A 22,169-nucleotide genomic window follows, 5' to 3' on the forward strand; every position below is an offset into this window, starting at 1 on the left:
GCGAAGTCCTCCAGGTCCGCCGGGCTGGCCAGCATCACGGCATGCGACACGCCGTTGAACACCAGCGCCACCGGCACCTCCTCGGCCAGCCAGTCCGGCTGCGCCAGCACGGTGCCGTCGCGGTGGGCCACCACGCGGGCCTGGCGCACGCCGGCGGGCACCAGCGGCGCATCCACCGGCTTCATCGGCCCGCCGCCGTTTCCGCCGTGCGCGCCTGCTCCAGCAACGCCAGCTGCTCGCGGTTGAACTCCGCGTACTCCGTTTGCCAGGTGGACGGCTGCATCACCTTGGTCACCTGCACCGCCGTCACCTTGTACTCCGGACAGTTGGTGGCCCAGTCGGAGCTGTCGGTGGTGATGACGTTGGCGCCCGACTCCGGGAAATGGAAGGTGGTCCACACCACGCCCGGCTGCATGCGGTCGGTGACGCGGGCGCGCTGCACCGTCTGCCCGGCGCGGCTGCTGATGCCCACCCAGTCGCCGTCGCGGATGCCGCGCTCCTCCGCATCGTGCGGATGGATGTCCAGCCGGTCCTCGTCGTGCCACTGGTTGTTGGCCGTGCGCCGCGTCTGCGCGCCCACGTTGTATTGCGACAGGATGCGCCCCGTGGTCAGCAGCAGCGGGAACTTGCGCGTGACCTTCTCGTCCGTGGGCACGTACTGGGTGTTGAAGAAACGGCCCTTGCCGCGCACGAAGCCCTCGATGTGCATGGTGGCGGTGCCGGCCTCCTCGGTGCCCTCGTTGCAGGGCCACTGCACGCTGCCCAGGCGCTCGATCTTCTCGTAGCTCACGCCGCGGAAACACGGCGTGAGCAGCGCGATCTCCTGCATCACCTGCTCGGGATGCCTGTAGTGCATCGGGTAGCCCAGCGCGTTGGCCAGCTTCACCGTCACCTCCCAGTCCGCCATCCCGGCCAGCGGCGGCATGACCTGGCGCACGCGCGAGATGCGGCGCTCGGCGTTGGTGAAGGTGCCGTCCTTCTCCAGGAAGGAGCTGCCCGGCAGCAGCACGTGCGCGAACTTGGCCGTCTCGTTGAGGAAGATGTCCTGCACCACGATGCATTCCATCGCTTCCAGCGCCTGCGACACGTGCTGCGTGTTGGGGTCGGACTGCGCGATGTCCTCGCCCTGGCAGTACAGGCCCTTGAAGCTGCCGCCGATGGCCGCCTCGAACATGTTCGGGATGCGCAGGCCCGGCTCCGGGTCCAGCGCCACGCCCCAGGCAGCCTCGAACTGCGTGCGCACCGTGGTGTCGCTGATGTGCCGGTAGCCCGGCAGCTCGTGCGGGAAGCTGCCCATGTCGCAGCAACCCTGCACGTTGTTCTGGCCGCGCAGCGGGTTCACGCCCACGCCCTCGCGGCCCACCATGCCGCAGGCCATGGCGAAGTTGGCGATGCCGATCACCATGGTCGAGCCCTGCGCGTGCTCGGTCACGCCCAGGCCGTAGTAGATGGCCGAGTTGGGCCCCGACGCGTACAGCCGCGCTGCGGCGCGCACCTCGGCCGCCGGCACGCCGGTGATGCCCTCGGTCGCCTCCGGCGAGTGCGCCGCCTGCGCCACGAACGCGCGCCACTCGTTGAAGCTCTTGGTGTCGCAGCGCTCGGCCACGTAGGCCTCGTTCACCAGGCCCTCGGCCACGACCACGTGCGCCAGGGCCGTGATCAGCGCCACGTTGGTGCCGGGCCGCAGCGCCAAGTGGTGCTGGGCCTTGACGTGCGGCGAGCCGACGAGGTCCGTCCGGCGCGGATCGGCCACGATCAGCCGCGCGCCCTGGCGCAGCCGGCGCTTCATGCGCGAGGCGAACACCGGGTGCGCGTCGGACGGGTTGGCGCCGATAACCAGGATCACGTCGGCGTCCTGCACCGACTTGAAGGTCTGCGTGCCGGCCGAGGTGCCGAAGGTCTGCCCCAGGCCGTAGCCGGTGGGCGAGTGGCACACGCGCGCGCAGGTGTCGACGTTGTTGTTGCCGAAGGCCGCGCGGATGAGCTTCTGCACCAGGTAGGCCTCCTCGTTGGTGCAGCGGCTGGAGGTGATGCCGCCCACCGACTCGCGGCCGTGCTGGGCCTGGATGCGCTTGAACTCCGAGGCGGCGTAGCTGATGGCCTCGTCCCAGCTCACCTCGCGCCACGGGTCCGTGATGCGGGCGCGGATCATCGGCTTGGTGATGCGGTCCTTGTGCGTGGCATAGCCCCAGGCGAAGCGGCCCTTGACGCAGGCGTGGCCCTCGTTGGCCTTGCCGTCCTTCCACGGGACCATGCGGACGACGGTGCTGCCCTTCATCTCCGCCTTGAAGCCGCAGCCCACGCCGCAGTAGGCGCAGGTGGTGATGACGCTGTGCTCGGCCTGGCCCAGCTCGATCACGCTCTTCTCCTGCAGCGTCGCGGTGGGGCAGGCCTGCACGCAGGCACCGCAGCTCACGCAGTCGCTGTCCATGAAGGCTTCGCTCTGCCCCGGCGAGACGCGGCTCTCGAAGCCGCGGCCGGCGATGGTCAGCGCGAAGGTGCCTTGCGTCTCCTCGCAGGCGCGCACGCAGCGGTTGCAGACGATGCACTTGCTCGGGTCGTAGCTGAAGTACGGGTTGGACTCGTCCTTGGCCGCGCCGCCGTGGTGCTGGCCGGCCACGCCGTCCACGCACTGGCCCGGCGTGCCGTAGCGCACGTGGCGCAGGCCGGTGACGCCGGCCATGTCCTGCAGCTCGCAGTCGCCGTTGGCGCTGCAGGTCAGGCAGTCCAGCGGGTGGTCGCTGATGTAGAGCTCCATCACGCCCTTGCGCAGCTCCTGCAGCCGCGGCGTCTGGGTGCGCACGACCATGCCGGCCTCGGCCGGCGTGGTGCACGAGGCCGGGAAGCCCCTGCGGCCCTCGACCTCCACCAGGCACAGCCGGCACGAGCCGAAGGGCTCCAGGCTGTCGGTGGCGCAGAGCTTGGGCACCTGGATGCCGGCGTCCACGGCGGCGCGCATCAGCGAGGTGCCCTTGGGCACGCTGACTTCGCGCCCGTCGATAACGAGTCGGACCGATTCCGCGGACTCGCGCGCCGGCGTGCCGTAATCGATCTCGGGATGGTGGTGGTGCAACATGCGCGGGCTCCTCAAGCGGCTTGCCGGCCCGGCGCCTCGGCGCCGAAGTCCTCGGGGTAGTGGTTCAAGGCGGAGAGCACCGGGTAGGGCGTCATGCCGCCCATGGCGCACAGGCTGCCGTGCAGCATGGTGTCGCACAGCTCGCGCAGCAGGTGGATCTGCTGCGGCCGGTTGCGGCCGGTGGCGATGCGGTCGATCACCTCCACGCCGCGCGTGCTGCCGATGCGGCAGGGCGTGCACTTGCCGCAGCTCTCCAGCGCGCAGAACTCCATCGCGTAGCGCGCCAGGCGCGCCATGTCGGCCGTGTCGTCGTGCACCACGATGCCGCCGTGGCCCACCACCGCGCCGACGGCGGCATAGGCCTCGTAGTCCAGCGGCAGGTCCCACTGCGACTCCGGCACGTAGGCACCCAGCGGCCCGCCCACCTGCACCGCCTTCACCGGCAGCCCGCTGCGCGTGCCGCCGCCGAAGTCGAAGATCAGCTCGCGCAAGGTGAGCCCGAAGGCCTTCTCCACCAGCCCGCCCTGCTTGACGTTGCCGGCGAGCTGGAAGGGCAGCGTGCCGCGCGAGCGGCCCAGGCCGTAGTCGCGGTAGAAGGCCGCGCCGCGCGCCAGGATCAGCGGCACGCTGGCGAGCGTGATGACGTTGTTGATGACGGTGGGCTGGCCGAACAGGCCTTCAACGGCGGGCAGCGGCGGCTTCGCGCGCACGATGCCGCGCCTGCCCTCGATGCTCTCCAGCATCGCCGTCTCCTCGCCGCAGACGTAGGCGCCGGCGGCCTTGCGCGTCTCCAGGTGGAAGCGCCGGCCGCTGCCCAGCAGGTCCTCGCCCAGGAAACCGGCCGCCGTGGCGCGCGCGATGGCCTCGTCCATCGTCGCCAGCGCATGCGGGTACTCCGAGCGGATGTAGATGTAGCCCTGGCTCGCGCCCACGGCCAGCGCGGCGATCGCCATGCCCTCGATGAGCATGTACGGGTCGCCCTCCATCGTCATGCGGTCGGAGAAGGTGCCCGAGTCGCCCTCGTCGGCGTTGCACACCACGTACTTCTGCGCGGCCTGGGCCTGCAGCACGGTGCGCCACTTGATGCCCGCCGGGAAGGCCGCGCCGCCGCGGCCGCGCAGGCCGGAGTCCAGCACCGCCTGCACGATGGCCGCGGCGTCCAGGTCCAGCGCCCGGCGCAGCCCGGCCCAGCCGCCGTGTGCGGCGTAGTCCTCCAGCGACACGGGGTCGGTCACGCCCATGCGCGCGAAGGTCAGGCGCTCCTGGCGCGCGAGGTAGGGAATGCGCTCCGTGAGCCCGTGGCACAGCGCATGCGCGCCGCCTTCGAGCAGCCCGGCATCGAGCAGGCCGGGCACGTCCTCCTCGCCGACCGGGCCGTAGGCCACGCGGCCGGCGGGCGTTTCCACCTCCACCAGCGGCTCCAGCCAGAACAGGCCGCGCGAGCCGTTGCGCACGATCTTGACGGCCTGGCCGCGGCGCGCGCATTCGGACGACAGCGCGGCGGCCACCTCGTCGGCGCCGGCGGCCAGCGCGGCGGAGTCGCGCGGCACGTAGAGCTTCACCGGCTTCATCGCGCGATCTCCAGGGCTTGCGCCAGGCGCTGCAGCTTGGCGGGCGTGACGCGTGCGTGGAGCTTTTCGTCGATCTGCACGGCCGGCGAGGACGCGCACAGCCCCAGGCAGTACACCGGCTCCAGCGTGACGGCGCCATCGCCGCGCGTCGAATGCGACTTGCAGCCCAGCAACGCCTCAGCCTGCGCCAGCAGCTCGTCGGCGCCGCAGGCTTGGCAGGCCTCGGCGCGGCAGACCTGCACCACGTGACGCCCGGCGGGCTCGCTGCGGAAGTGGTGGTAGTAGCTGACGACGCCATGCACCTCGGCGCGCGAGAGGTTCAGCGCGGTGGCGATGCGCGGCACGGCATCGGCCGGAATGCAGCCCAGCGCGTCCTGCACCGCGTGCAGCAGCGGCAGTAGTGCGCCGCTCCGGTGCCGGTGCGCCTCGATCAGCGCGTCGATGCGCGCCGCATCGTTCTTTTCAGGGGATGGAGTCGTGTTCATGAGCCCGCCATGGCCTGTCAACGCCTGCCTTTTTTCGGCAGGCTGCAGTGCGTGGCTCCCTGGTTGAAAGCGCATCCGTACCGCTGTTTGGGGCGCATGGTCCCGGCTCTTCGCTACGCTCGCAATATGAGGCGAGACGCCCTATGCATCGGAGCTGCGCCTCCTAAGCACGGACCCTTATGAAAGACATTGCAATACGTCCCGCGTGGACGATCCAGGATGCCGACGGTGCGGCGCTGTCCATGCGGCTGATCGAGCTGCTGGTGCAGGTCCACGCCCAGGGCAGCCTGCTCATGGCCGCCAAGCGGCTGGGCTTGTCCTATCGGCATGCGTGGGACCTGGTGCGCCAGGGCGAGGCGCAGTTCGGCGCGCCGCTGCTGCACATGGAGCGCGGCAAGGGCTCCACGCTCACGGAGCTGGGCGAGAAGATCGTCTGGGCCGACCACCGCATCCATGCCCGGCTCAAGCCGCAACTGGCCTCACTGGCCTCGGAGTTGGCCGCAGAGCTGGGGCGTGCGCTGCGCCAGTCGTCCACGTTGCTGCGCGTGCATGCCAGCCATGGCTTTGCCATTGAGCGGCTGATCGAGCGGCTGCGCCAGGACGGGCTGCGCTCGGAGCTGACCTACGGCAACTGCTCCACTGCAGCGGCAGCTGTGCGCGACGGGGAGTGCGACGTGGCAGGCTTTCACCTGCCCATCGGGGCGATGCAGGACGTGGTGCTGGCGCACTACGCGCCATGGCTCGCCGGCGAGGACCTGACCATCATCGACATCGCTACCCGCCGCCAGGGGCTGATGGTGCGCGCCGGCAATCCCAAGGAGGTGTTCAGCCTGGCCGACCTGCGGCGCCAGGACGTGCGCTTCATCAACCGCCAGGCGGGAGCGGGCACGCGGCTGCTGCTCGAAGGCCTGCTCAAGGCCCAGTGCATTGCGGCGGCGGACATCACAGGCTTCGAACATGGCGAGTACACGCACGCGGCGGTGGCAGCCTACGTGGCCAGCGGCATGGCCGACGTGGGCTTTGGCTTGGAGCCGCCGGTGCGCCAGTTCCGACTGGACTTCGTGCCGCTGGCCAGCGAGCGCTACTTCCTGCTGTGCCGCAACAGCGTCATGGAGTCACCTGTGATCAAGCTGCTGCTGAGCGCGCTTCGCGACCCTGTGTTCCAGCAAGTGTTGAGCTCGTTGCCGGGGTATGACGGCACGATCGCTGGCCATGTATTCAAGCTCGAAGATGTCTTCCCCGCTGTCAGCGGACAGCGCTGATCAAATAGTCCTTCTTGTATCGCCAGCGGCGCCACAGGAGAAAACTGGACACCGTAAACGCGCGACTCACTCGTCCACCGAGCTGAGCCACGTGCTGAAACTGCCAGCCTGACGCCGCGGCGCTGCCAGGCCCGTCCTCGAGTGGCACACCGGCAGCATGCTGATCTGGTGGAGCATTTCACGGGCCCAGCGCGCAAAGGTGCCGCTGCGGCTCAGGCCCTAGCGCAGGCCTTCGAGGCGCTGCGCTTGGCGCCCATCCCGTGCCCGCTCATCGGCAACGACGTGGGCCGTCGGCTGCCGCCGCGCGTGGTGGCAGTCCTGCGCAAGGCCGGCATCCGGACCCTGGCCGAGATGACGCTGCGGGAGCCCCGCAGAAAGCGCTGGTGGCGCGGCATCGCCGGCCTGAGCAAAGCCATGGCTCAGCAGGTCGAAGGCTTCTTCGCCGCGCACGCAGGCCTCACCGAGCGGGCTCGGGCGCTGGAGACTTACCTGGCGCAGCGCCGAATGCCCGTGAGCCTAGCGGAATGGGATCCGCGCACGCCACTGCCGGGGAACCTCGATGGAGAGACGGGCAACATCGCCAGGCGGCTGTGAGCGGCCATGGTGCTCGCCAACGTCAATCCGGCGCCGGCTGAGGCGCATTCATGCCTGCCATACGCTGAAAACCGGCGCCGACCTCTCACTACCGTCCGCGACAACCTGCGCCACGCGTCGGTGTCCACCACATCGCTGTCCCTGCACGCCCCATCCTGCAAGGCGTCATTGCGCGTGGTACCGGAGATCCACATGATCCTGCACCTGGGTCTCAGCCTGCTATCGATGGGGAGACCATTTCCAACGAAGTACAAGCATGACCGTTTCGGATCGCATGCCTTGTTCGATGACTATGGCGACGAGTCAGCACCCTGACGTTGAGCAACGCCCATCACACCTTGATCTGCTCGAACCGATCCGCCGTTTTCCATGGAACGCGGAAGGCCGAGCGACTTGCCAACGAAGCCTGCTCGATGATCCGTGGCCACCACGCCACCATATTGGCGGCCTTGGGCCAGTACGGGTACTTGGCCCAGCTCCGGTGCAGCACAAAGACGTTGAAGCCAGCCTTGCGGATGAGCTCCTTCTCGGCGTCACTCTTGTTGAACTGGTCCCCGGAAACGATGCTCCAGCCGCCTTCTCTGCCGAGTTCTTCCAGCCATACCGTATCAGGCGTGTTTTGAGGGAAGCGATCTCGAAGGGCAATCACGTCCTGCACGTGGCCGGCCTCCCTGCGGGAGAGCTCCTTGAGCGCGCGTGCCAGGGCAGGGGGCAGGTTGTTGTCGAAGAGGAAGCGCAGACTCAAGCGGCAAGCCGTTCTTCAAAGCGTACGGCAGCATCCACCTGTCTGGGCGTGACCTCGTAGATGTGAGCAACGGCTGCCTTGCTGCGGCCCTCCGCGATGTAGGCAGCATACAAAGTTTCGGTTGGCACACCTGCCTCCTCGATGATCGGTTTGCCGAACTGCTGGTCCGGGTCAACGACGATTGTTCTGCGATCACGCCCTTCCGGGTACCAACGACGGGCCACGTCACCGACGTACTCGATACCTGCATAGAGCGAAGGCTTGATGATTTCCCGGATAACGTACTGGCGCGTGCGCAGATCCAGAACCTCAGCCTCTTCCCCCTCTTTGAGCACCTCTTGAAAAATCGTGCGGCCGTCCGTGCAAAAGCGCCGGCTTGTCAAGGGGTACTCGTCCAAGCCAAAGGCGTCGCGCGCGTACTCGAGGCACCGGCGGACGACCAGCAAGGGAACCCCATGCTGGACGAATTCGTTGACGATCCGCAACTCCAGCAGATCTTGAAAGCCGAGGACCTTGTCACCCAGGCCTGACGCGGCATGTTGTGGAGTCCATAGCGGGCTGGAATGGTACTGACGGCGCGTACCGTCTTGCTGCTGGCGGGCATAGTCGTAGCCGTACAGCCACCGACTGATGGACCGGCGGTCTGCTTGGATCAGTCGCGCTGCTGCGCCCAGCGTGTACACGCCGATTCCTGCTTGGTTCACTCGACTCACCTTGCACCCCTTTGACAAGGCTGCTCGCGAGCTGCCTCCTGCTTTCAGTCAACCACCCCGTGTGGCCTCTCCAGTCTAGCAAACCTCACGCCACGTCCTATAAAAGTTCGCTCTGGCGGAATCACGTAAGCCCGCGTGAACACTAAAGATTTTGTGTGCGGCAACCGGTGATCGGTGCACCAGGTTCAATGGCTTGGCCTTGTTGTTGGCACACCCGGGACAAGCCCATCAAAGCTGGCTGCTCTCACTGGCCCTGGTTCCTTATCTCCATGCCACCCGGCTTCAGGCTCAGTCAACTTGGCGAGCAGCTCGGCCAGGCGGGCGCTCAAGGATTCACGGGTGAGCTTGGCGACTGGCTTGATCCAGCCGGGCGGGACTTCGTGTGTTGTTGCGTACCTGCCCTTATCGTGCCTTACCGGGATGGGGCACGCCGTGGCTTGGCTTGATGCTGCTGCTGCGGTCAGGCGTAAATGCATCCGTTTGCCGCGTGCTGCGACAGACACGCCGAGTGCCGGTCTTTTGGATATTCGCCGTTTGACCTGCAACTGTGCTGTAGCCGAGGCTCGTTTGCGCGCACCTGCGTGATACGCGTCGTCTCCCGGCCAAGCTGACTCACGGCTGGGCCGGCCGCCGCTGCATTCTCGTGGACGGCCGACCCAGCAGTCCGACGCCAGGATGCTGAACGCAAGCAAGGTGGCTGTTTTTGTGCAAGGTCGACAGGTTTAGAAGGCGGCGCTTGTGAGATCACCAGGGTTTGCAGCGCCTGTGGCGGCGCTTACCCCAAGCCTGCAGCCATAGGCAGCGGCTGACCTCGACGGTTTGGGACCACGAAAGACTGGTGGATTACTGGCACGCAGGCAGCATCGACAGATCGCCGTGGCCATCGCGTGGCGGTTCCTTCTCCGCACAGGGTTGGCTCAAGACGCTGAACTGCTCATGACAGCGCATGTCATTGAGTGAGGTACGGATCGGAGACACCGATTGCTCTGGCCGTTCTGGTGTCGGGACATGCGTGACGCGTTTCCGACAGGCACAGGCGTGGGCTTGGTGCTCATTTCTGGACAGCCTGTATTTGGACTTCGCGTGCCGCACTTGTCGTTCGCTGACCTGCATCCCTGCGCTTGGTTAAAAAAACGGTTAATACCAATAGAAGCTGCAGGTGAGCGAACGACAACGTGCAGGTGAACGAACGACGGCTGCAGGTGAGCGAACGACAGCATGTGGACAAACTGCAGGTGAGCGAACGACAGATATCCACAAGTGAAGGCTGCTGGTATCTTCCCGTCGCCATGAAGTCCAAGACCTCCAGCAACCTCAGCACCGACGCTGCCACAAGGCTGCAGCAACTCCTCGAGGCGCGCGTGAAGCGCCCGCTGTTGAAGTCGGCTCCTGAGCCCAAGCAGATGCCGCTGTGGCCCAGCAGCAGGCGCGCGGTGCCCAACGAGTTTGCGCGCAGTGCCCTGTTTACCTGTGCTGGCCAGCGTGAGCCGAGGGCAAAGCTAGATGGCAGCGAGCCCATCGTCAGCACGGCTGGTTTCGAGCTCTACTACAGCGGAGAGGAACTGCGTCAGGATGACCTTGATCTGTGGCTGCAGGTCGTAGACATGGCGCAGGGTTCGGACCTGGTCCACCAAGTGGAGTTCACCGCGTCCACCATGCTCACGTTGCTGGGCTGGGGGTTGGGCGAGGCCAGCTACCAGCGCCTACGCGATACGATGAAGCGGCTCAACCGCGGCCACATCGCCATCATCTACGACGGTGGTCAAGAAGACACGGGCGGCGCGATGCTGCTCAAGGTCAAGAGCTGGCGCGGCAAGGAAACCCGCGGTCAGAAATGGTGGGCGCTGATCGACCGCGAGCTGGTTTCGGTCTTCCGGCCGGACATGACGCTGCTTGATTGGGAAACTCGGCGTCAGCTGGGGCCCCTGGCCAAGTGGCTGCACACCTTCTACAGCTCGCACCGTGAGCCCCATCCGATCAAGGTTGAAACGCTCTACCGGCTGTGTGGCTCAAAGGCCTCGGCCTTGCGAACGTTTCGCGCCGCGCTCAAGGACGCCGTGACGGCGCTGGTGGATATCGGCTTCTTGGTACCCGGCTCCGGCATCGAGCGGCCCAGCGACCACCTGGTGGTCAGGCGTGTGCGCTGATTGGCTGTCGTTCGCTCACCTGCGGTTGTCCAGGAGCAGCGACGGCTCGGGTGAGCACCGGGCTCGGATTGCGGCCTTGTGGAGTCTGCTGCGGCGTTTCACGGGTGCCTCATTTGTCGTTCGCTGACCTGCGGTGTTCGTAGGAAGCATGCAGCACGCTTGTCCAAGCTTTGAGTATGCAACATACCGGATTCAAGCGCTGCACTTTCAGCCACGTCCCTGTTCTGGCTGCGCTGTCGAACGAGGGGAGAAGCAACCTCCTTGATGCGCTGAACCCTCTGCGTTGGCAGTTCTCCGGGCATTAGCGGTGCTTGGTGCGGCGCGGCTGGCCGTGTGAGGTAAGGGGAAGCCGTGGAGCCGGTGCTGAAGTGGCTGGTGACGGCTGCTCCGTTGAAGGTGCGAAGCTAAGTCAGCTTTCTGCCAAGCCTTTATCCCTTTGAGGCCAGCCAAGGCTTAGCTGCGTTATTCCTGCGCGCGCCGTGGTTTTGAGGGAAGTCAGGGCAAGGCAGGCCCAAGCCTGCTGTTTTGTCCAGTTGATTTCCCGTGAGCGGTTTTCCTGTGGGAGGGGGTGGAAGGTGAGGAGTAGGGATTGTGAGAAAGAAGGGTGGTTGGGGTGCGGTAGTTGGCTTCAGGTATGTTGTGCTACTCGTCGCTGTGAATTTCCGGATACTGGTCCCTTCCCGTCTCCAGCTTCTTCATGACTCTCAAGATCGTCGTCTACAGTCAAAGCGCCTGCCCCCAATGCGATACCGCGAAGAAAATGCTGCGCAACAAAGGCCTGCCGTTCGAACTCATCCAGCTCGATGACGCGGGCCAGCGCACGGCGTTCCTCAAGCGCTTTGACCTGCGCGTACAGCAGATGCCCCAAGTCTTCATCAACGAGCAGCACGTCGGCGGCGTCGTGGGTCTGCAGACGGCATTGAAGCGCATCGAACTTTGAGACCGCGCACCAGGACAGCGGGCGCGAGACCGCGTTCAGCTGCTGAGCATCCAGGAGAGCGGCGGCCCGCACTCGACGCCCGTGGCTGACGACACGGCAACCAGCGAATTCACCCCTGGCCGGAGATCGCATGCATGCTACGGGCCGGTGACCAGCGCAGCGGCACCACCGACTCGCTGTAGTACGGGCCGCCGATGGATCTCTTGCCGCGCACGCTGCTGTTCCGGCTCCTGCCTCGATGGCGGCGATGAGCGCGACCGCACAGGCCGTGCGGATGGGTCTAGGACGCGCCAGAAGCCCCCAGGCGCGCGAACCAATGGCGAGGTAGATCGTCCGGCACGGGTCCTGACGCTGCTGTGGCGCTGGATTTTGGTACGTATCGCGCGGCGAGATCCACTGCCGGACTGTGACACCTGTCGCCTGGCTCCCGGCGGCAAATGCTGATGGCTACGCTGGACGGCAACGCATGTCGGCCAGCCTCTCGTTCACCAACTTTAGCCGGGCTAAGCATGCTGTGGCTACGCGCTCGGTCAGCACAGCTTCAGCTATCCCTTTTTTCGCACTGGTCCTCAACCGTCCATTTCAGCAGCACCATACGGAATTCCAGCACGTCAAGCTCTACACGCAGTTCGTCCGCTTGTTCCATGCGGGGACTGGGGCAACGGTGAGGTCTGCTGCTCCCCTGGACAATCCCAAAAGCTACCCAGGCTCGTCACGGCACCACCGGGGAATCCCTCGCAGCAGACACCACTTCCTGAGCTTGTTTACGGGACCGCAGGTGCATGCTTGTGCAACGCCCAAGGCAACGAGCATTGGAGGCGCGCATGGACCCTCTCGCAAGGACGCCGCTGGAGCAGGCATGGCTCCACCTCATCGACGCTGAGGTGCAGGTGACGGCGCAGGCAATCCGGCTCGGCGAGTTGATCTCCTTGCACAAAGACACGACCGAGGTAGAAGCCGTGCTTGCCGACCTCGAAAGCAGGTTGCGTCTGCTGCGCAAGACGTTGACGTTGGAGCAGGCAAAAGCGGTACGGCGCTGGACGTAGCAGCGGCTGCCGCTTCATGGCCAGCAGTCCAGCTACCACTTCGCCGCCCAGGCCGAGGCGTACCCGTGTTGGCAGTGCCCCCACTACGGCGGACCGCCGCCTGACAAGGACACCAACTGCTTCTGCCAGTACCTGCGTTTGTCGCCCGTGGTGGGGCAGCCCGAGAACGGCTGCCCCTTCTGGGAGCACGAGTCGGACACTGACGACAAGCGGCATCAGACCTGATGGCCCCGCTGGGGCTTGGCAACGAAAAAAGGGCCCCGGTCTACGGACTCGGGGCCGATAAAGCTGCAGAAGCGCGCGGCAACCTTCGTCACCGCAGCTGCATTCTGGGTCACGAGCGAGGCAGGGAGCGCAAGGGCCAAGCGCTGCGCCGGCCGACTTCGTGACATGCTGCCCACGATGACGGCCGGGAGTTCGAGCCGCAACGCCGGCCAGGTCCAGGCCGCCAGACGGCGCAGGGCGCACCTCCAGCCCGGGAAGGCCGGCGGTGCGCCCTGGAGACCTACAAGCCCAAGCGTTGCCTCCAATGTTCCCCTTATGCGGGCAGCCACAGCATGAGAGCGCCGGGGCAGTGCCATGGACACTGTGCAGCGTGGATTTGCCCGGAGTTGCACGAACCGCAACCTCAACCGCCCATGCGCACCAGTGGCGACGGGGCCTGTGTCGAGCCCGTGGGGCGGCCCTCGGTGTCCGGCTCGATGCGGGCTCCTCGGTGACGATGGCGGCAGGGGTCGAAGCCGGGGCGGCGTCGGGGCGGGTTTCAGGATGGGAATGGGGGCACATGGAGGCACTCCTGGCGATGTTCTTCAAGGTGTGGCCAGCGCGCGCACCGGCGAGGCATCAGCCTGGGTCAGCTTCAAGGGCAGGGCGATGAGCTCGTAGTCGCCCTCGGGAACGTCGTCAAGCACCAGGTTCTCCAGGACACGCATATTCAACCGGCGCGTTGCCTGGTGGCTGGGGAGCTGCTTGCTGTCACCGGGGTCGATGCTGGCCGTGTCGATGCCAATGAGCGTGACGCCCAATGCGGCCAACCGCTCGATGGTCGCCGCGGCATAGGCCGTGAAGCGGTCATCCCAGCGGTCCGTTGCACTGCGGCGGCAGGGGCGCACCGGCACGCGCGGCGGGCGCCTGGCAGATGCAGCCGCCGGCCAGGCCGGCGGCGTGATGAACGGCATCGGCGGCTTCACGGACGCGCTGCCCCTCGCTGTGGTGCACCCTGCGCGGCTTCGAAAAGGACGCCCAACGCGCTGTCATCCAGAACTTCAACCTCTCGATGCTGGCAGTGACGATGGCCACCTACGTCGGCTCGGGCGTCGTGACTCGCGAGATGCTTTCCTTCTTTGCCATCGTGGCGCCCGCCATGCTGATGCCCACACTGCTGGGGGCCAGGGTCTACATCGGCATCACGGAGATGCGCTTTCGGCAGATCGTGCTGGGGCTGCTGACGGCCTGTAACGCAGCGCTGCTGGCCTCGTCCGTGCCCCCGCTGCTTGAACGTGCCTCGTACATCGTCGGGCTCAACCTCACGCCGTAGGCTTGGCATAGCGCCTGAAGCGCAGTCGTGTTGTCCGCCAACGACGCAGAGCAAGTGGATCGCTCGCGGTTGCACCAGTAGAAACTGAGCTGGGTAATCTCAGCGGCCTTCACGTTGGTGTCTTCCTTGTGCGGTGTGAGGCCCACCACGCTGGGTGGATCGGCCACTGGACTGGTTCAACTACGGTCGCCGGACCTCATGCGTCGGATTTCCATGGCGCCTGCCTGTCGTGGCTTGTGCAGTCGCTCAAGTCGGCGCAATGCACCGGCTCACGCGTAAACGCCCCAGCATCCCAAACCTGCAGTCCGCCATGGCCGCTGACGCTCAACGTCACGCCATAGGCTTGGCACAGCGCCTCCAACGCAGCCTTGAAGCCGTGGAACTTCGGTCCTTCCCCGGGCGGCGGGAACGGGCCAACGAAATCGCAGTCCTTGAGATGGTCAGGGCCCACTCCCTCAAGGCGCTCTTCTGCACAGACTCCAAGGCGCCCAAGGCACAGGAAGCCCAGCACATCGTTGACGCGAGCAAGAGTTCCGCCGGCGTCGCCCTTGGAGACAAGCCAGTACAAACCCGGCTCCTTGATGTCGGCTGCTTTCATGAAAAGGTGGCCGGTCCCGTGGTGACTGCGATGCCCGGCAAAGGTCCAAAGTTGGTGTTTGCTCACCTTACTAGATTCAGCCTTCTGTGTGGCATCACTCTTCGAATAGGGCCTCCCGTATCCAAGGGAGAGCGCCCAGCGAGATGGTGAACTGCTGAACTCCGGCGCTGTTGCAAGGGCTGCAGCGCGCCTACGCACGTGCCGTGGCAGACCACAAAGCCCGTTCGCCATCCAGCCTCAACGCCGTCTGAACATAGAGAGCCGACCATGTACCTTGCCGCTGACCCGAGCTTGATCCGCGATTGGCGTCGCGCTGACAAGTCCAGCCCTGGTGATGCTGGCCGACAGCCGCAATGTCTGGCGCAACCTCGCGCATTTCTTCCCGCATCCCTATACCGAGGCTGATGCGGGCAGCTGGTTCGATTTCCTGATACGGAAGGCACCGCTGACTCACTGGGCCATCGAGTACTAGGGGGCGCTCGCAGCGCAATATTAGGCCAATACCATCATGTCAAGAAAGATGCGTCATCAACCTGTCCGGCGTCTTGCCTTATCAAGCCAACCTCTTGTCACCGAGGTGGACCAATTATACGTCTGCCAGTTTTATTCATCAATGCAACTATCGTGATCGTCGAGGAGTTATCGCTATAGCAGTACAAAGTGGGCGGGGTTGTGACCAGTTATGGTCGCTCAAACAAGTAAAGGCGTTCCTAAATTCCAACCAAAGTTGTGTTCATCACTCGCACTGCACACGGCTCCAGGGGACGGGCACCCGACAGAGGCACCGCCGTGCCTCGCCAGAGCAGCCCATTGCGATACGACTTTCGTTGAAATCGACCACAGAGTTACGGCTTTGATGTCGAAGGCAAGCCGGCTTCCTGCCGCGGCCCGAGCGGCTTCCCAGGGAAGCGGCGCTGCGTACGGGTGACGACTTTCCTTGTGTGAACGAAGCCGGACTGTGCCTTGTCATGGCAACGGTCACGGCGTAGGCCTTGAACACTGCGGTGGTTGGCTGTCCGACGAGGAGATCAAGTCCCTCGGCTTCTTCGTTGACCACCGAACTGGTGATGACCGCACCGCCAGGCAGCGTCAGGTGCACCAGGCTCGCCACGTCGCCTTTGCCGATGCGCGACACGGTGCCGGCAAGCTGGTTGCGCGCGGACATCCTGTAGCCCTCGAAGTCGGTCACCAACGCCACGGACGACGAGCTGACCATGGCGATGGCGTCGGCTCCCGGCCTGGCCTGCAGGCGTCGCACCGCGGTGCTGGTGAGAGTGGCCACGATCTCCTGGCCGCCGGCCAGTGCGACGGTGACCAGCGACGTCACCGGCCCGGGCTCCACGGCGCTGATCGTCCCGGCAAACTGATTGCGCGCCGTGGCCTTGATCGACAGGCGCTTGAGCACGCCCAAAAGTTGCGGCCGCTGCAGCAGCCACGCCTCCTGTATGCGCAGGTATTCCCGCTGCGTGGCTTGCAAGTGGTGCCATGCATCCAGCAAGGCATATGCGGTGGGGGTCAGGCGTGAGCCGCCACCATGGGCACCGCCGACGCTGCGCTCCAGCAGCGGCTGCGTGACCAGGTTGGCGGCTGCCTCCAGCACGAGCCAGGCGCCCCGGTAGCTGTAGCCGGCCGTCGCGGCGGCACGGTTGAGCGAGCCGGTGGCTTCAATGGCTTCAAGGAGTGCGAAAAAGCGGGCGTCGAGCCGCCCGGCAAGCTTGAGCTCGCCGGTCAGCAGGCTGGTATCGGACATGAGCGAGTTTTCGTGGCACGGGATCGGCATTCTGGGCCGTGCGAGGCCTGCGTCCCGTCGGCGCCAAGAGCACCACACAGAGCCCGGTTGCATGGACGATGATCTGGCCGAATGAATGCATGCCCCGGACAATCGGCAGGACGATACAAGCCTGCCGTGGCCTGCTTCAGGAGAGCGTCATGCCTGTTACGACCGCCGATTCCTGCGCCAAGGACACCGTGGCCCCGTGGGTCAAGCCTGATCCACTGGCGACCGCACTGCGGGTCGAAGGATGGGTGCGCAAGCCGCAGGAGATCAGCACCGGCGAGCTCGATGCCATGGAGGGTTGCTTGGTGCGGGACTTAGACGTGATCTGCACCTGGGACGGGTCGCACGGCGTGCTACCGCCGGTGCGGGCGGTGTTCCTGGGCGACCTCATCATCCGCGCGCAGCCGGCCTTCGAACAGCGCGTGGACTACAAGCGCACCGCCATCGTTGCCGAGGGCCGCGGCACCTACCGGGCGCTGTACTCCTGGGGCGAGATCTTCAACTCACCCTTGGGGCGTGGCATCGTGGTCGCCTATGCCCAGGACGGCACGCCGTTGCCCGACGACAAGGGCACCTTCGTGCTGTTCTCGCGCCACGACGTGGCCACCGGTCCGCGCTACGTCCAAGGCTTGCGCCGTATCGAGCTGGTGAAGGTCTGGTAAGGCTTGACCGGGAGGGCGGGTCGTGTTGCGCCTGAGCGGGACCCGCATCGCAGCCGGTTCGCCCGCCCATACGGGCTGGCTTGCATGACATTTCACAGTCTGCAATGCCCGGCCGTCAGGTGCCGGGGTGCCCTCCATCTGCGTCGTGGTTTTCCTGGGCCGGCGCAGCGCTCGACGGCGGCAGCTCGGGAATCCAGCACGACCAGACCTGGGCCGGCAAGACCGGGCGAGCGGGCGGAGCCGCCTGCGCGATGCTGCCGATGCTGATGAAGCCGGCCAAGGACTCATGCGGCTGCACCCTGAGCTGGCGTAGCAGCACCGTGTCGAAGCAGCGTTCGCCGCTGAGCATGATGGCCCCGAAGCCCAGCAGGTGCGCCGCGTTGAGCAAGTTGCCCAGCGCCGCGCCGGCCGCGAGCCACTGCTCGCGCAGCGGTACCTTGCAGCGCTCGCGCGGCATGACGACGAAGCCCAGCAGCACCGGCGGACGCAGCGCATGCTCACGCGCGCGCTGCAGGTCCTTGTCCGAAGCCAGCGGGTCGCGCCGCAGCTTCTCCTGCTCCAAGCAGTTGGCCAGCGCATCGCGCTCGTCAGCGCGGAACTCGATGACCCGCCACGGCTGCAGCGCCCCGTGGTCGGGTGCGCGCAGCGCCGCCTGCAGGATCAGATCGAGCTTATCCAGGCCCGGGCCGGGCGCGCACAGGCGCTTGGGTGATACCGAACGGCGCTCCAGCAGGCCCGCCAGCAGCGCTTCGGCGTGATCGATCTCGCGGTCCATGCGGATGGTCAGCCGGGGGTGAAGGGCAGGATATGCAGGGCGTTACCCGCCTTGGTGATGTCGGTGCTGTGCACCGTCACGAACAGGCGCTGGTTGGCGGTGTCATAGGCCACGCCGCGCACCTGCAGGCGGCCCGGGTCGGCGCTGGTGTTGAACGTGGCGATCGTCTTCACGGCCCCCGTGGCGCTGTTGACCTGGAACACTTTGCTGCCGCGCCCGCCGAAGAACAGCGTGCCGTCCGGAGCGGCCGTCATCAGGTCGATGTTATCGGCGGTGAGCGAGGCCGGGTCGCTGGAGACGAGGTTGGTCGTGAAGCTCGCCACCGTCGTGCCCTGGGCCGCGGTGGCCGGGGCGCTGCGCACGGCGTCGAGCGAGTACGACAGCAGCTTGCCGGTGGCCTGGTCGCTCACGAACAGGGTCCGCCCCACCGTCGCCGCGCCCACGGGCTTGCTCAGCCCGGTGATGATCTCCTGCTCGGCGGCGCTGGCATCGGCGTTCACGGTGAGGAGGCTGACGCTGCCGTTGGTCGTGGCCGGACAGGGACTCGGCGGCGTGGTGAACCAGCTGTCCAGGATCTCGCCGGCGCTGGTGCGCGTGAGGGCGATGCGCCGGCGCACAGGGTCGAGCCCAGTGAGGTTGCGCGTTACCTTGGCTGGGCTCACCTCGACCGCGGTGCCGGCGTTGCCGAAGCCGAAACGCGTGACGTGGAAGGTCTTGTCCGGTGCCCGAGCAATCTGGCCCAGCGAAACTTGGGTCGGCGTGGCGGGCGCCACGAGCGCCGGCAGCGCCGCGTAGGTCGTGAAGGTGGTGCGGCCCTCGCCATCCCAGGTGATGAGCGAGTTGGTGTTGTCGTCGGTGAAGTAAAGCTTGCCTTCTGCCGCATCCCAGTACGCCCCGTTCGGGTCGGCCGGCAGCGCGATCGCGGTCGGACCGCGATCAATGGCCGGGTCATCGCTGCCGCCACAGGCGGCCAGCAGCCAGGGAATGGACACCACGGCAGCGAGCCCGCGTGCGCGGGCTGCCAGCCTGGACAGGGTAAGGGCCATGTCGTTCGCCTCCATTGCAGTTTAGAAACGCGCAATATACGGCTATACATAGCGAAGCCAGGCTGTCAACGCAGCGGTGCCTTGGACGCGGCGGTGTCAGTACACGTCGCGCAGGTAGCGCTTGTCGCACGCCAGCTGCTGGACGTGATCGCGCGCGGTTTCGGTGCCGAGGCCACCGTGCTCGCGCATGCGGTGCTGCACGTAGACCTTCTCGGCTTAGTCGCGGGAGAAAGCGGTGTCGATCCGGTGCAGGTGGCCGCCGCAGTGTCAAGCTTCGAGTTCGTCGCGGTAATAGAAGTACGTGGCTGCGCGCTGCCTGCCGAAGAGGTGGAGGTGGCCGGCCCGGATCACTGGTATGTCGGCCCTGGCTGCGAACTCGCACACGCGGGCGTCGGTGTGGCCGCGCTGCGCCAGGCTAGCCAGCGCTGGGCTCCGGCGCTGGAAGTTGCTGCTCGCGCTCTCTGGCACGGCTGGCTTGATCAGGCGCTGAACGAGCCCTGAGCTGATGGTGTGCTGGCGCCGCTGCAACAATCCCCAGCATGAAAGCCAAGGTTCAATTGCGCCTGCGCATCTACCGTGGCGACGTCGTCGCCATCGGCCCCGGCAAGGTATCGCTGCTGGAGGCCATTGCCGAAACCGGCTCGATCTCCGCAGCGGCGCGCTCGATGGGCATGTCCTACCGCCGCGCCTGGATGCTGGTGGACGAGATGACCCGCTCGTTGCGCACCCCGCCGGTGAACACCGCCACCGGCGGCGCGCATGGCGGCGGCGCGGTCCTCACGCCGGCCGGCGAGAAGCTGATCCGCCACTATCGGGGGATCGAGGAACGGCTGCTGGCCGCGGCCAAGGACGACATCACCGCGCTCAAGGGCATGCTCGCACCTTGACAGCCCTTGCGCGCCATGGATGGCGCAACGGCCTGAACCGGGACGCTCAGGCGTCAGGACACCCGTGTGGCGCAAGCAGCGGCCAGCCCGGCGAAATACTGCTGCAGCAGCTGGCGCAGCGCTGGCCTGTGCGGCAGGTCCAGCTCCCGCCGCAGGGCGTGCGCCTCGGAACACGCCGCAGCCATGGACAGGCCCAGCGCCAGCGCCAGGCACCGGGCGTGCCGTTCATGAAGGCGGGTGCTGGCCTCGGCTGCGATCGAGCCCGCCAACGCCTTGAAGTCCTCGGGCAACGCTTTGAGCAGCGTGGCGTACTGGGCCTCGGTCATGGATTCCATCTCCTTGAGTGCCGGCAGCGCGGATTGCACCAGCAACAGCACTTCAGGCTGCGACAACCCGAGCGTCCAGGCCCACGGCGGCAGATCACTGCCTTGTACCGCATCCATCGCGCCGGCCATGGCGTGATCCAGCAGCGGCTGGGGGGCGCATGAAGGCCGTGTGTCCGGCAAAGGTTTGAAGCAGGAAGTCATCAGCGCAGCAGGCATGAAATGCAGATCGAATCCACAACGTTACACATGACTGTGCATAACGAAACACCGCTTGTGGGTAACGCACGGGGTCTTGTTCCCTTGCTGCAGCAGCCCGTGGCTCCGCGGCTTCGCACACGTGCGGCTCGACTACGTGAGGACCTGGGCATGTGGCAGGCCCCAGCGCCGTCGTGACCGGCTTGAGCGCCGCACTGTGCCGTTCAATGGTGGTCTGGGCCTTTGAGGTATCCGGGCCGGACCATGACGACTTCACAAGGGTTGCGAGAGCAACCCGGCTCGTGGACGGCTCCATCCGAGCACCGCTCGAACTCCTCGCACTTGCGGCACCCTGCGGGCACCGTGGGCGAGCGCCCAAGCCGGGTATCGAGCTCGCCGAACAGGAACCACTTCCACCGCAGGCGCCGCGTGTTGCGCGAGGCCAGCGCGCCGAAGTAGGTGTGCATCAGGCCACTCAGCGACTCGCGGTCGGCCAAGTCCAGGTCCTGCCAGAGATGGCGCTCCCCGAAGCATGCCGCGGCCACGGCATGCGCCAGTCCTCGCGTGTGTCGCTCGGGCGCGATGCCGCTGGACGCGGCGGCAAGCAGGCTGGCCAGGGGATGGAAGTCCTCGGGGACAGATCGCTGCAGCGCGGCGTACTGCACCTCGGGCATGCGCTCCAGCACGCCAAGCTCCGGAAACCAGCTCTGCACCAGCAGCACCAGCTCCGCCTGCGGCAGCCCCAGGGTCCACGCCCACAGCGGCAAGTCGCCGTCCTGCGCACCCTTCATGACGCCAGCCATGGCACGGTCCAGCAGCGGGTGGGCGAGGCAGGCAGGCGGCGTGGACATGGGTGCCGAAGTCTTCGTGCAGGGGTTCATGGGTATGCCAAGCGTGGCTGAAAAGGCTTGTTCGTTATACATGAGCATGCACAACGCTCCCCATTCACCGATTGATCCGTGTCAATCCGGGCGAACGGGAAGGCCCAAGACGGCTGGCGCCTGGCCAAGACCACACCGCGGCAAACGGCGGCGTGGAACCTGCTTAGACTGTCGTGATAAATAAGATTACATAACGATTGTCACGAATGTCCGAGCTCCTCCAACAATTCGATGCAGCGCCGCTGGCGTTGACCTTGCGCGTGGCGCTTCTGGCCACGGTGGCGGCGCTCATCGTGGGCGTGGCGCTGGGCTGGGTGTTCGCGCGCACGCGGCTGCCCGGGCGCGGCGTGCTGGAGGCGGTGTGCATGCTGCCGCTGGTGCTGCCGCCGACGGTGCTGGGCTACGGCATCCTGCTGCTCATGGGCCGCCACGGGCCGCTGGGCGGCTGGCTGCGCGAGCACTTCAACTACACGGTCATCTTCAACTGGCATGGCGCGGTGCTGGCTTCCGCCCTGGTGGCGCTGCCGCTGGTGCTCAAGGCGGCCAGCACCGCCTTCTCGCAGGTGGACCGCAACCTGGAGGCCGCCGCGCGCACGCTGCGCCAGTCGCACTGGGGCGTGTTCGTGCGCGTGACGCTGCCGCTGGCCTGGCCCGGCATCCTGGCCGGCACGCTCCTGGCCTTCGCCCGCGCCATGGGCGAGTTCGGAGCGTCGCTGATGGTGGCGGGGTCGATTCGCGGCCAGACGCAAACCGCCTCCATGGCCATCTACGACGCCGTGCAGGCCGGCCAGGACCAGGCCGCGCTGCTGCTGGCTTGTGCCATCTCCGCGGTATCGGTGGCCATCCTCGTGGCCTCCAACCGCTTCCTGGCTGCGCGCTGAAAGCTTTCACGCCACAACCAATCCC

Annotated in this window: 22 protein-coding genes and 3 pseudogenes; 12 read left to right on the forward strand and 13 right to left on the reverse strand. The window is 66.4% G+C overall.

Translation table 11 applies throughout. From position 1 onward, the window contains the following. The 4 genes and pseudogenes from H537_RS54745 to H537_RS0135705 form a co-directional block, all read right to left on the reverse strand. Window positions 1-185 (reverse strand): annotated as a pseudogene (locus tag H537_RS54745) (formate dehydrogenase accessory sulfurtransferase FdhD); the annotation flags it as partial. Further along, window positions 182-3,076, reverse strand: a complete 2,895-nt coding sequence (fdhF, locus tag H537_RS0135695) for a formate dehydrogenase subunit alpha (protein WP_029001699.1) — start codon at window positions 3,074-3,076, stop codon at window positions 182-184. The pseudogene H537_RS54745 and the gene fdhF, both read right to left, overlap by 4 nt. Before the next feature lie 11 nt (window positions 3,077-3,087). After that, window positions 3,088-4,647: a formate dehydrogenase beta subunit gene (locus H537_RS0135700; protein ID WP_029001700.1), complete on the reverse strand. Its 1,560-nt coding sequence runs from the start codon at window positions 4,645-4,647 to the stop codon at window positions 3,088-3,090. Continuing rightward, window positions 4,644-5,132 carry a formate dehydrogenase subunit gamma gene (locus H537_RS0135705; protein WP_029001701.1) on the reverse strand — a complete coding sequence of 163 codons (489 nt, stop codon included), beginning with the start codon at window positions 5,130-5,132 and terminating at the stop codon, window positions 4,644-4,646. Before H537_RS0135705 ends, H537_RS0135700 begins: the two co-directional genes overlap by 4 nt. A 179-nt stretch (window positions 5,133-5,311) precedes the next feature. Here H537_RS0135705 and H537_RS0135710 point away from each other — a divergent pair, with 179 nt between their 5' ends. From H537_RS0135710 to H537_RS53895, 3 genes are all read left to right on the forward strand, one after another. Further along, complete coding sequence (locus H537_RS0135710; protein ID WP_029001702.1) at window positions 5,312-6,394, forward strand: substrate-binding domain-containing protein; 1,083 nt, start codon at window positions 5,312-5,314, stop codon at window positions 6,392-6,394. Between the two features lie 168 nt (window positions 6,395-6,562). Beyond that, entirely contained in the window at window positions 6,563-6,988 is a 426-nt protein-coding gene (locus tag H537_RS47520; protein ID WP_051244376.1) for a phage integrase family protein, read from the forward strand. A gap of 6 nt (window positions 6,989-6,994) precedes the next feature. After that, window positions 6,995-7,303: a hypothetical protein gene (locus tag H537_RS53895; protein WP_156902155.1), complete on the forward strand. Its 309-nt coding sequence runs from the start codon at window positions 6,995-6,997 to the stop codon at window positions 7,301-7,303. A 16-nt stretch (window positions 7,304-7,319) separates the two neighbouring features. Here the strand turns inward: H537_RS53895 and H537_RS0135720 are convergent, their stop codons facing one another. Continuing rightward, entirely contained in the window at window positions 7,320-7,733 is a 414-nt protein-coding gene (locus H537_RS0135720; RefSeq protein WP_238446933.1) for a PIN-like domain-containing protein, read from the reverse strand. Continuing rightward, window positions 7,730-8,437, reverse strand: a complete 708-nt coding sequence (locus H537_RS0135725; RefSeq protein WP_029001704.1) for a DUF433 domain-containing protein — start codon at window positions 8,435-8,437, stop codon at window positions 7,730-7,732. Before H537_RS0135725 ends, H537_RS0135720 begins: the two co-directional genes overlap by 4 nt. Window positions 8,438-9,621: 1,184 nt before the next feature. On the opposite strand from H537_RS0135725, the gene trfA reads away from it, so the two are divergent. From trfA to H537_RS0135745, 3 genes are all read left to right on the forward strand, one after another. Further along, a complete protein-coding gene (gene trfA / locus H537_RS0135730; RefSeq protein ID WP_156902156.1) occupies window positions 9,622-10,593 on the forward strand; it encodes a plasmid replication initiator TrfA in 972 nt (323 codons plus the stop codon). Between the two features lie 697 nt (window positions 10,594-11,290). Further along, entirely contained in the window at window positions 11,291-11,533 is a 243-nt protein-coding gene (locus H537_RS0135735) for a glutaredoxin family protein (RefSeq protein ID WP_029001706.1), read from the forward strand. A gap of 824 nt (window positions 11,534-12,357) precedes the next feature. Then, window positions 12,358-12,579, forward strand: coding sequence for a hypothetical protein (locus tag H537_RS0135745; RefSeq protein WP_156902157.1), 222 nt, complete (start codon window positions 12,358-12,360; stop codon window positions 12,577-12,579). A gap of 809 nt (window positions 12,580-13,388) precedes the next feature. Here H537_RS0135745 and H537_RS47530 read toward each other — a convergent pair. Next, a pseudogene (locus H537_RS47530) lies at window positions 13,389-13,724 on the reverse strand (cyclase family protein); the annotation flags it as partial. Here H537_RS47530 and H537_RS47535 point away from each other — a divergent pair. Then, a pseudogene (locus H537_RS47535) lies at window positions 13,696-14,116 on the forward strand (sulfite exporter TauE/SafE family protein); the annotation flags it as partial. The pseudogenes H537_RS47530 and H537_RS47535 sit on opposite strands and share 29 nt — an antisense overlap. 196 nt (window positions 14,117-14,312) lie before the next feature. Here the strand turns inward: H537_RS47535 and H537_RS53900 are convergent. Further along, window positions 14,313-14,714 (reverse strand): hypothetical protein, encoded by a 402-nt coding sequence (locus tag H537_RS53900; protein WP_156902158.1) that lies wholly within the window; start codon window positions 14,712-14,714, stop codon window positions 14,313-14,315. Window positions 14,715-15,048: 334 nt separating this feature from the next. Between H537_RS53900 and H537_RS53905 the strand changes: the two genes are divergently transcribed. Further along, a complete protein-coding gene (locus tag H537_RS53905; protein ID WP_156902159.1) occupies window positions 15,049-15,186 on the forward strand; it encodes a hypothetical protein in 138 nt (45 codons plus the stop codon). A 264-nt stretch (window positions 15,187-15,450) separates the two neighbouring features. Here H537_RS53905 and H537_RS47540 read toward each other — a convergent pair whose 3' ends face one another. Beyond that, window positions 15,451-16,464 carry a TOBE domain-containing protein gene (locus H537_RS47540; RefSeq protein ID WP_064736109.1) on the reverse strand — a complete coding sequence of 338 codons (1,014 nt, stop codon included), beginning with the start codon at window positions 16,462-16,464 and terminating at the stop codon, window positions 15,451-15,453. Between the two features lie 179 nt (window positions 16,465-16,643). Between H537_RS47540 and H537_RS50045 the strand changes: the two genes are divergently transcribed. After that, window positions 16,644-17,153, forward strand: coding sequence for a hypothetical protein (locus H537_RS50045; protein WP_051244382.1), 510 nt, complete (start codon window positions 16,644-16,646; stop codon window positions 17,151-17,153). Between the two features lie 115 nt (window positions 17,154-17,268). Here the strand turns inward: H537_RS50045 and H537_RS50460 are convergent, their stop codons facing one another. Beyond that, on the reverse strand, window positions 17,269-17,928 hold the full coding sequence (locus tag H537_RS50460) for a nitroreductase family protein (RefSeq protein ID WP_064736110.1): 660 nt from the start codon (window positions 17,926-17,928) through the stop codon (window positions 17,269-17,271). 8 nt (window positions 17,929-17,936) lie between these two features. After that, on the reverse strand, window positions 17,937-18,974 hold the full coding sequence (locus H537_RS0135785; RefSeq protein WP_156902160.1) for a hypothetical protein: 1,038 nt from the start codon (window positions 18,972-18,974) through the stop codon (window positions 17,937-17,939). Between the two features lie 81 nt (window positions 18,975-19,055). Here H537_RS0135785 and H537_RS56950 point away from each other — a divergent pair, with 81 nt between their 5' ends. Beyond that, window positions 19,056-19,475 carry a type 1 glutamine amidotransferase family protein gene (locus tag H537_RS56950; RefSeq protein ID WP_156902161.1) on the forward strand — a complete coding sequence of 140 codons (420 nt, stop codon included), beginning with the start codon at window positions 19,056-19,058 and terminating at the stop codon, window positions 19,473-19,475. A gap of 38 nt (window positions 19,476-19,513) precedes the next feature. Then, window positions 19,514-19,861: a winged helix-turn-helix domain-containing protein gene (locus tag H537_RS0135800; RefSeq protein WP_029001711.1), complete on the forward strand. Its 348-nt coding sequence runs from the start codon at window positions 19,514-19,516 to the stop codon at window positions 19,859-19,861. A gap of 53 nt (window positions 19,862-19,914) precedes the next feature. On the opposite strand, the gene H537_RS0135805 is transcribed toward H537_RS0135800, so the two are convergent. Together H537_RS0135805 and H537_RS47555 are read right to left on the reverse strand one after the other, a co-directional pair. Beyond that, a complete protein-coding gene (locus tag H537_RS0135805) occupies window positions 19,915-20,316 on the reverse strand; it encodes a nitrogen fixation protein NifQ (RefSeq protein WP_029001712.1) in 402 nt (133 codons plus the stop codon). A 290-nt stretch (window positions 20,317-20,606) separates the two neighbouring features. After that, the gene (locus H537_RS47555) at window positions 20,607-21,233 is read right to left on the reverse strand and encodes a nitrogen fixation protein NifQ (RefSeq protein WP_051244385.1); all 627 of its coding nucleotides are present in this window, start codon (window positions 21,231-21,233) and stop codon (window positions 20,607-20,609) included. 236 nt (window positions 21,234-21,469) lie between these two features. Here H537_RS47555 and modB point away from each other — a divergent pair, with 236 nt between their 5' ends. After that, window positions 21,470-22,144, forward strand: coding sequence for a molybdate ABC transporter permease subunit (gene modB, locus H537_RS0135815; RefSeq protein ID WP_029001713.1), 675 nt, complete (start codon window positions 21,470-21,472; stop codon window positions 22,142-22,144). The last annotated feature ends 25 nt before the right edge of the window (window positions 22,145-22,169 follow it).

The organism is Azohydromonas australica DSM 1124 (assembly GCF_000430725.1).
Taxonomy (GTDB): Bacteria; Pseudomonadota; Gammaproteobacteria; order Burkholderiales; family Burkholderiaceae_C; genus Azohydromonas; species Azohydromonas australica.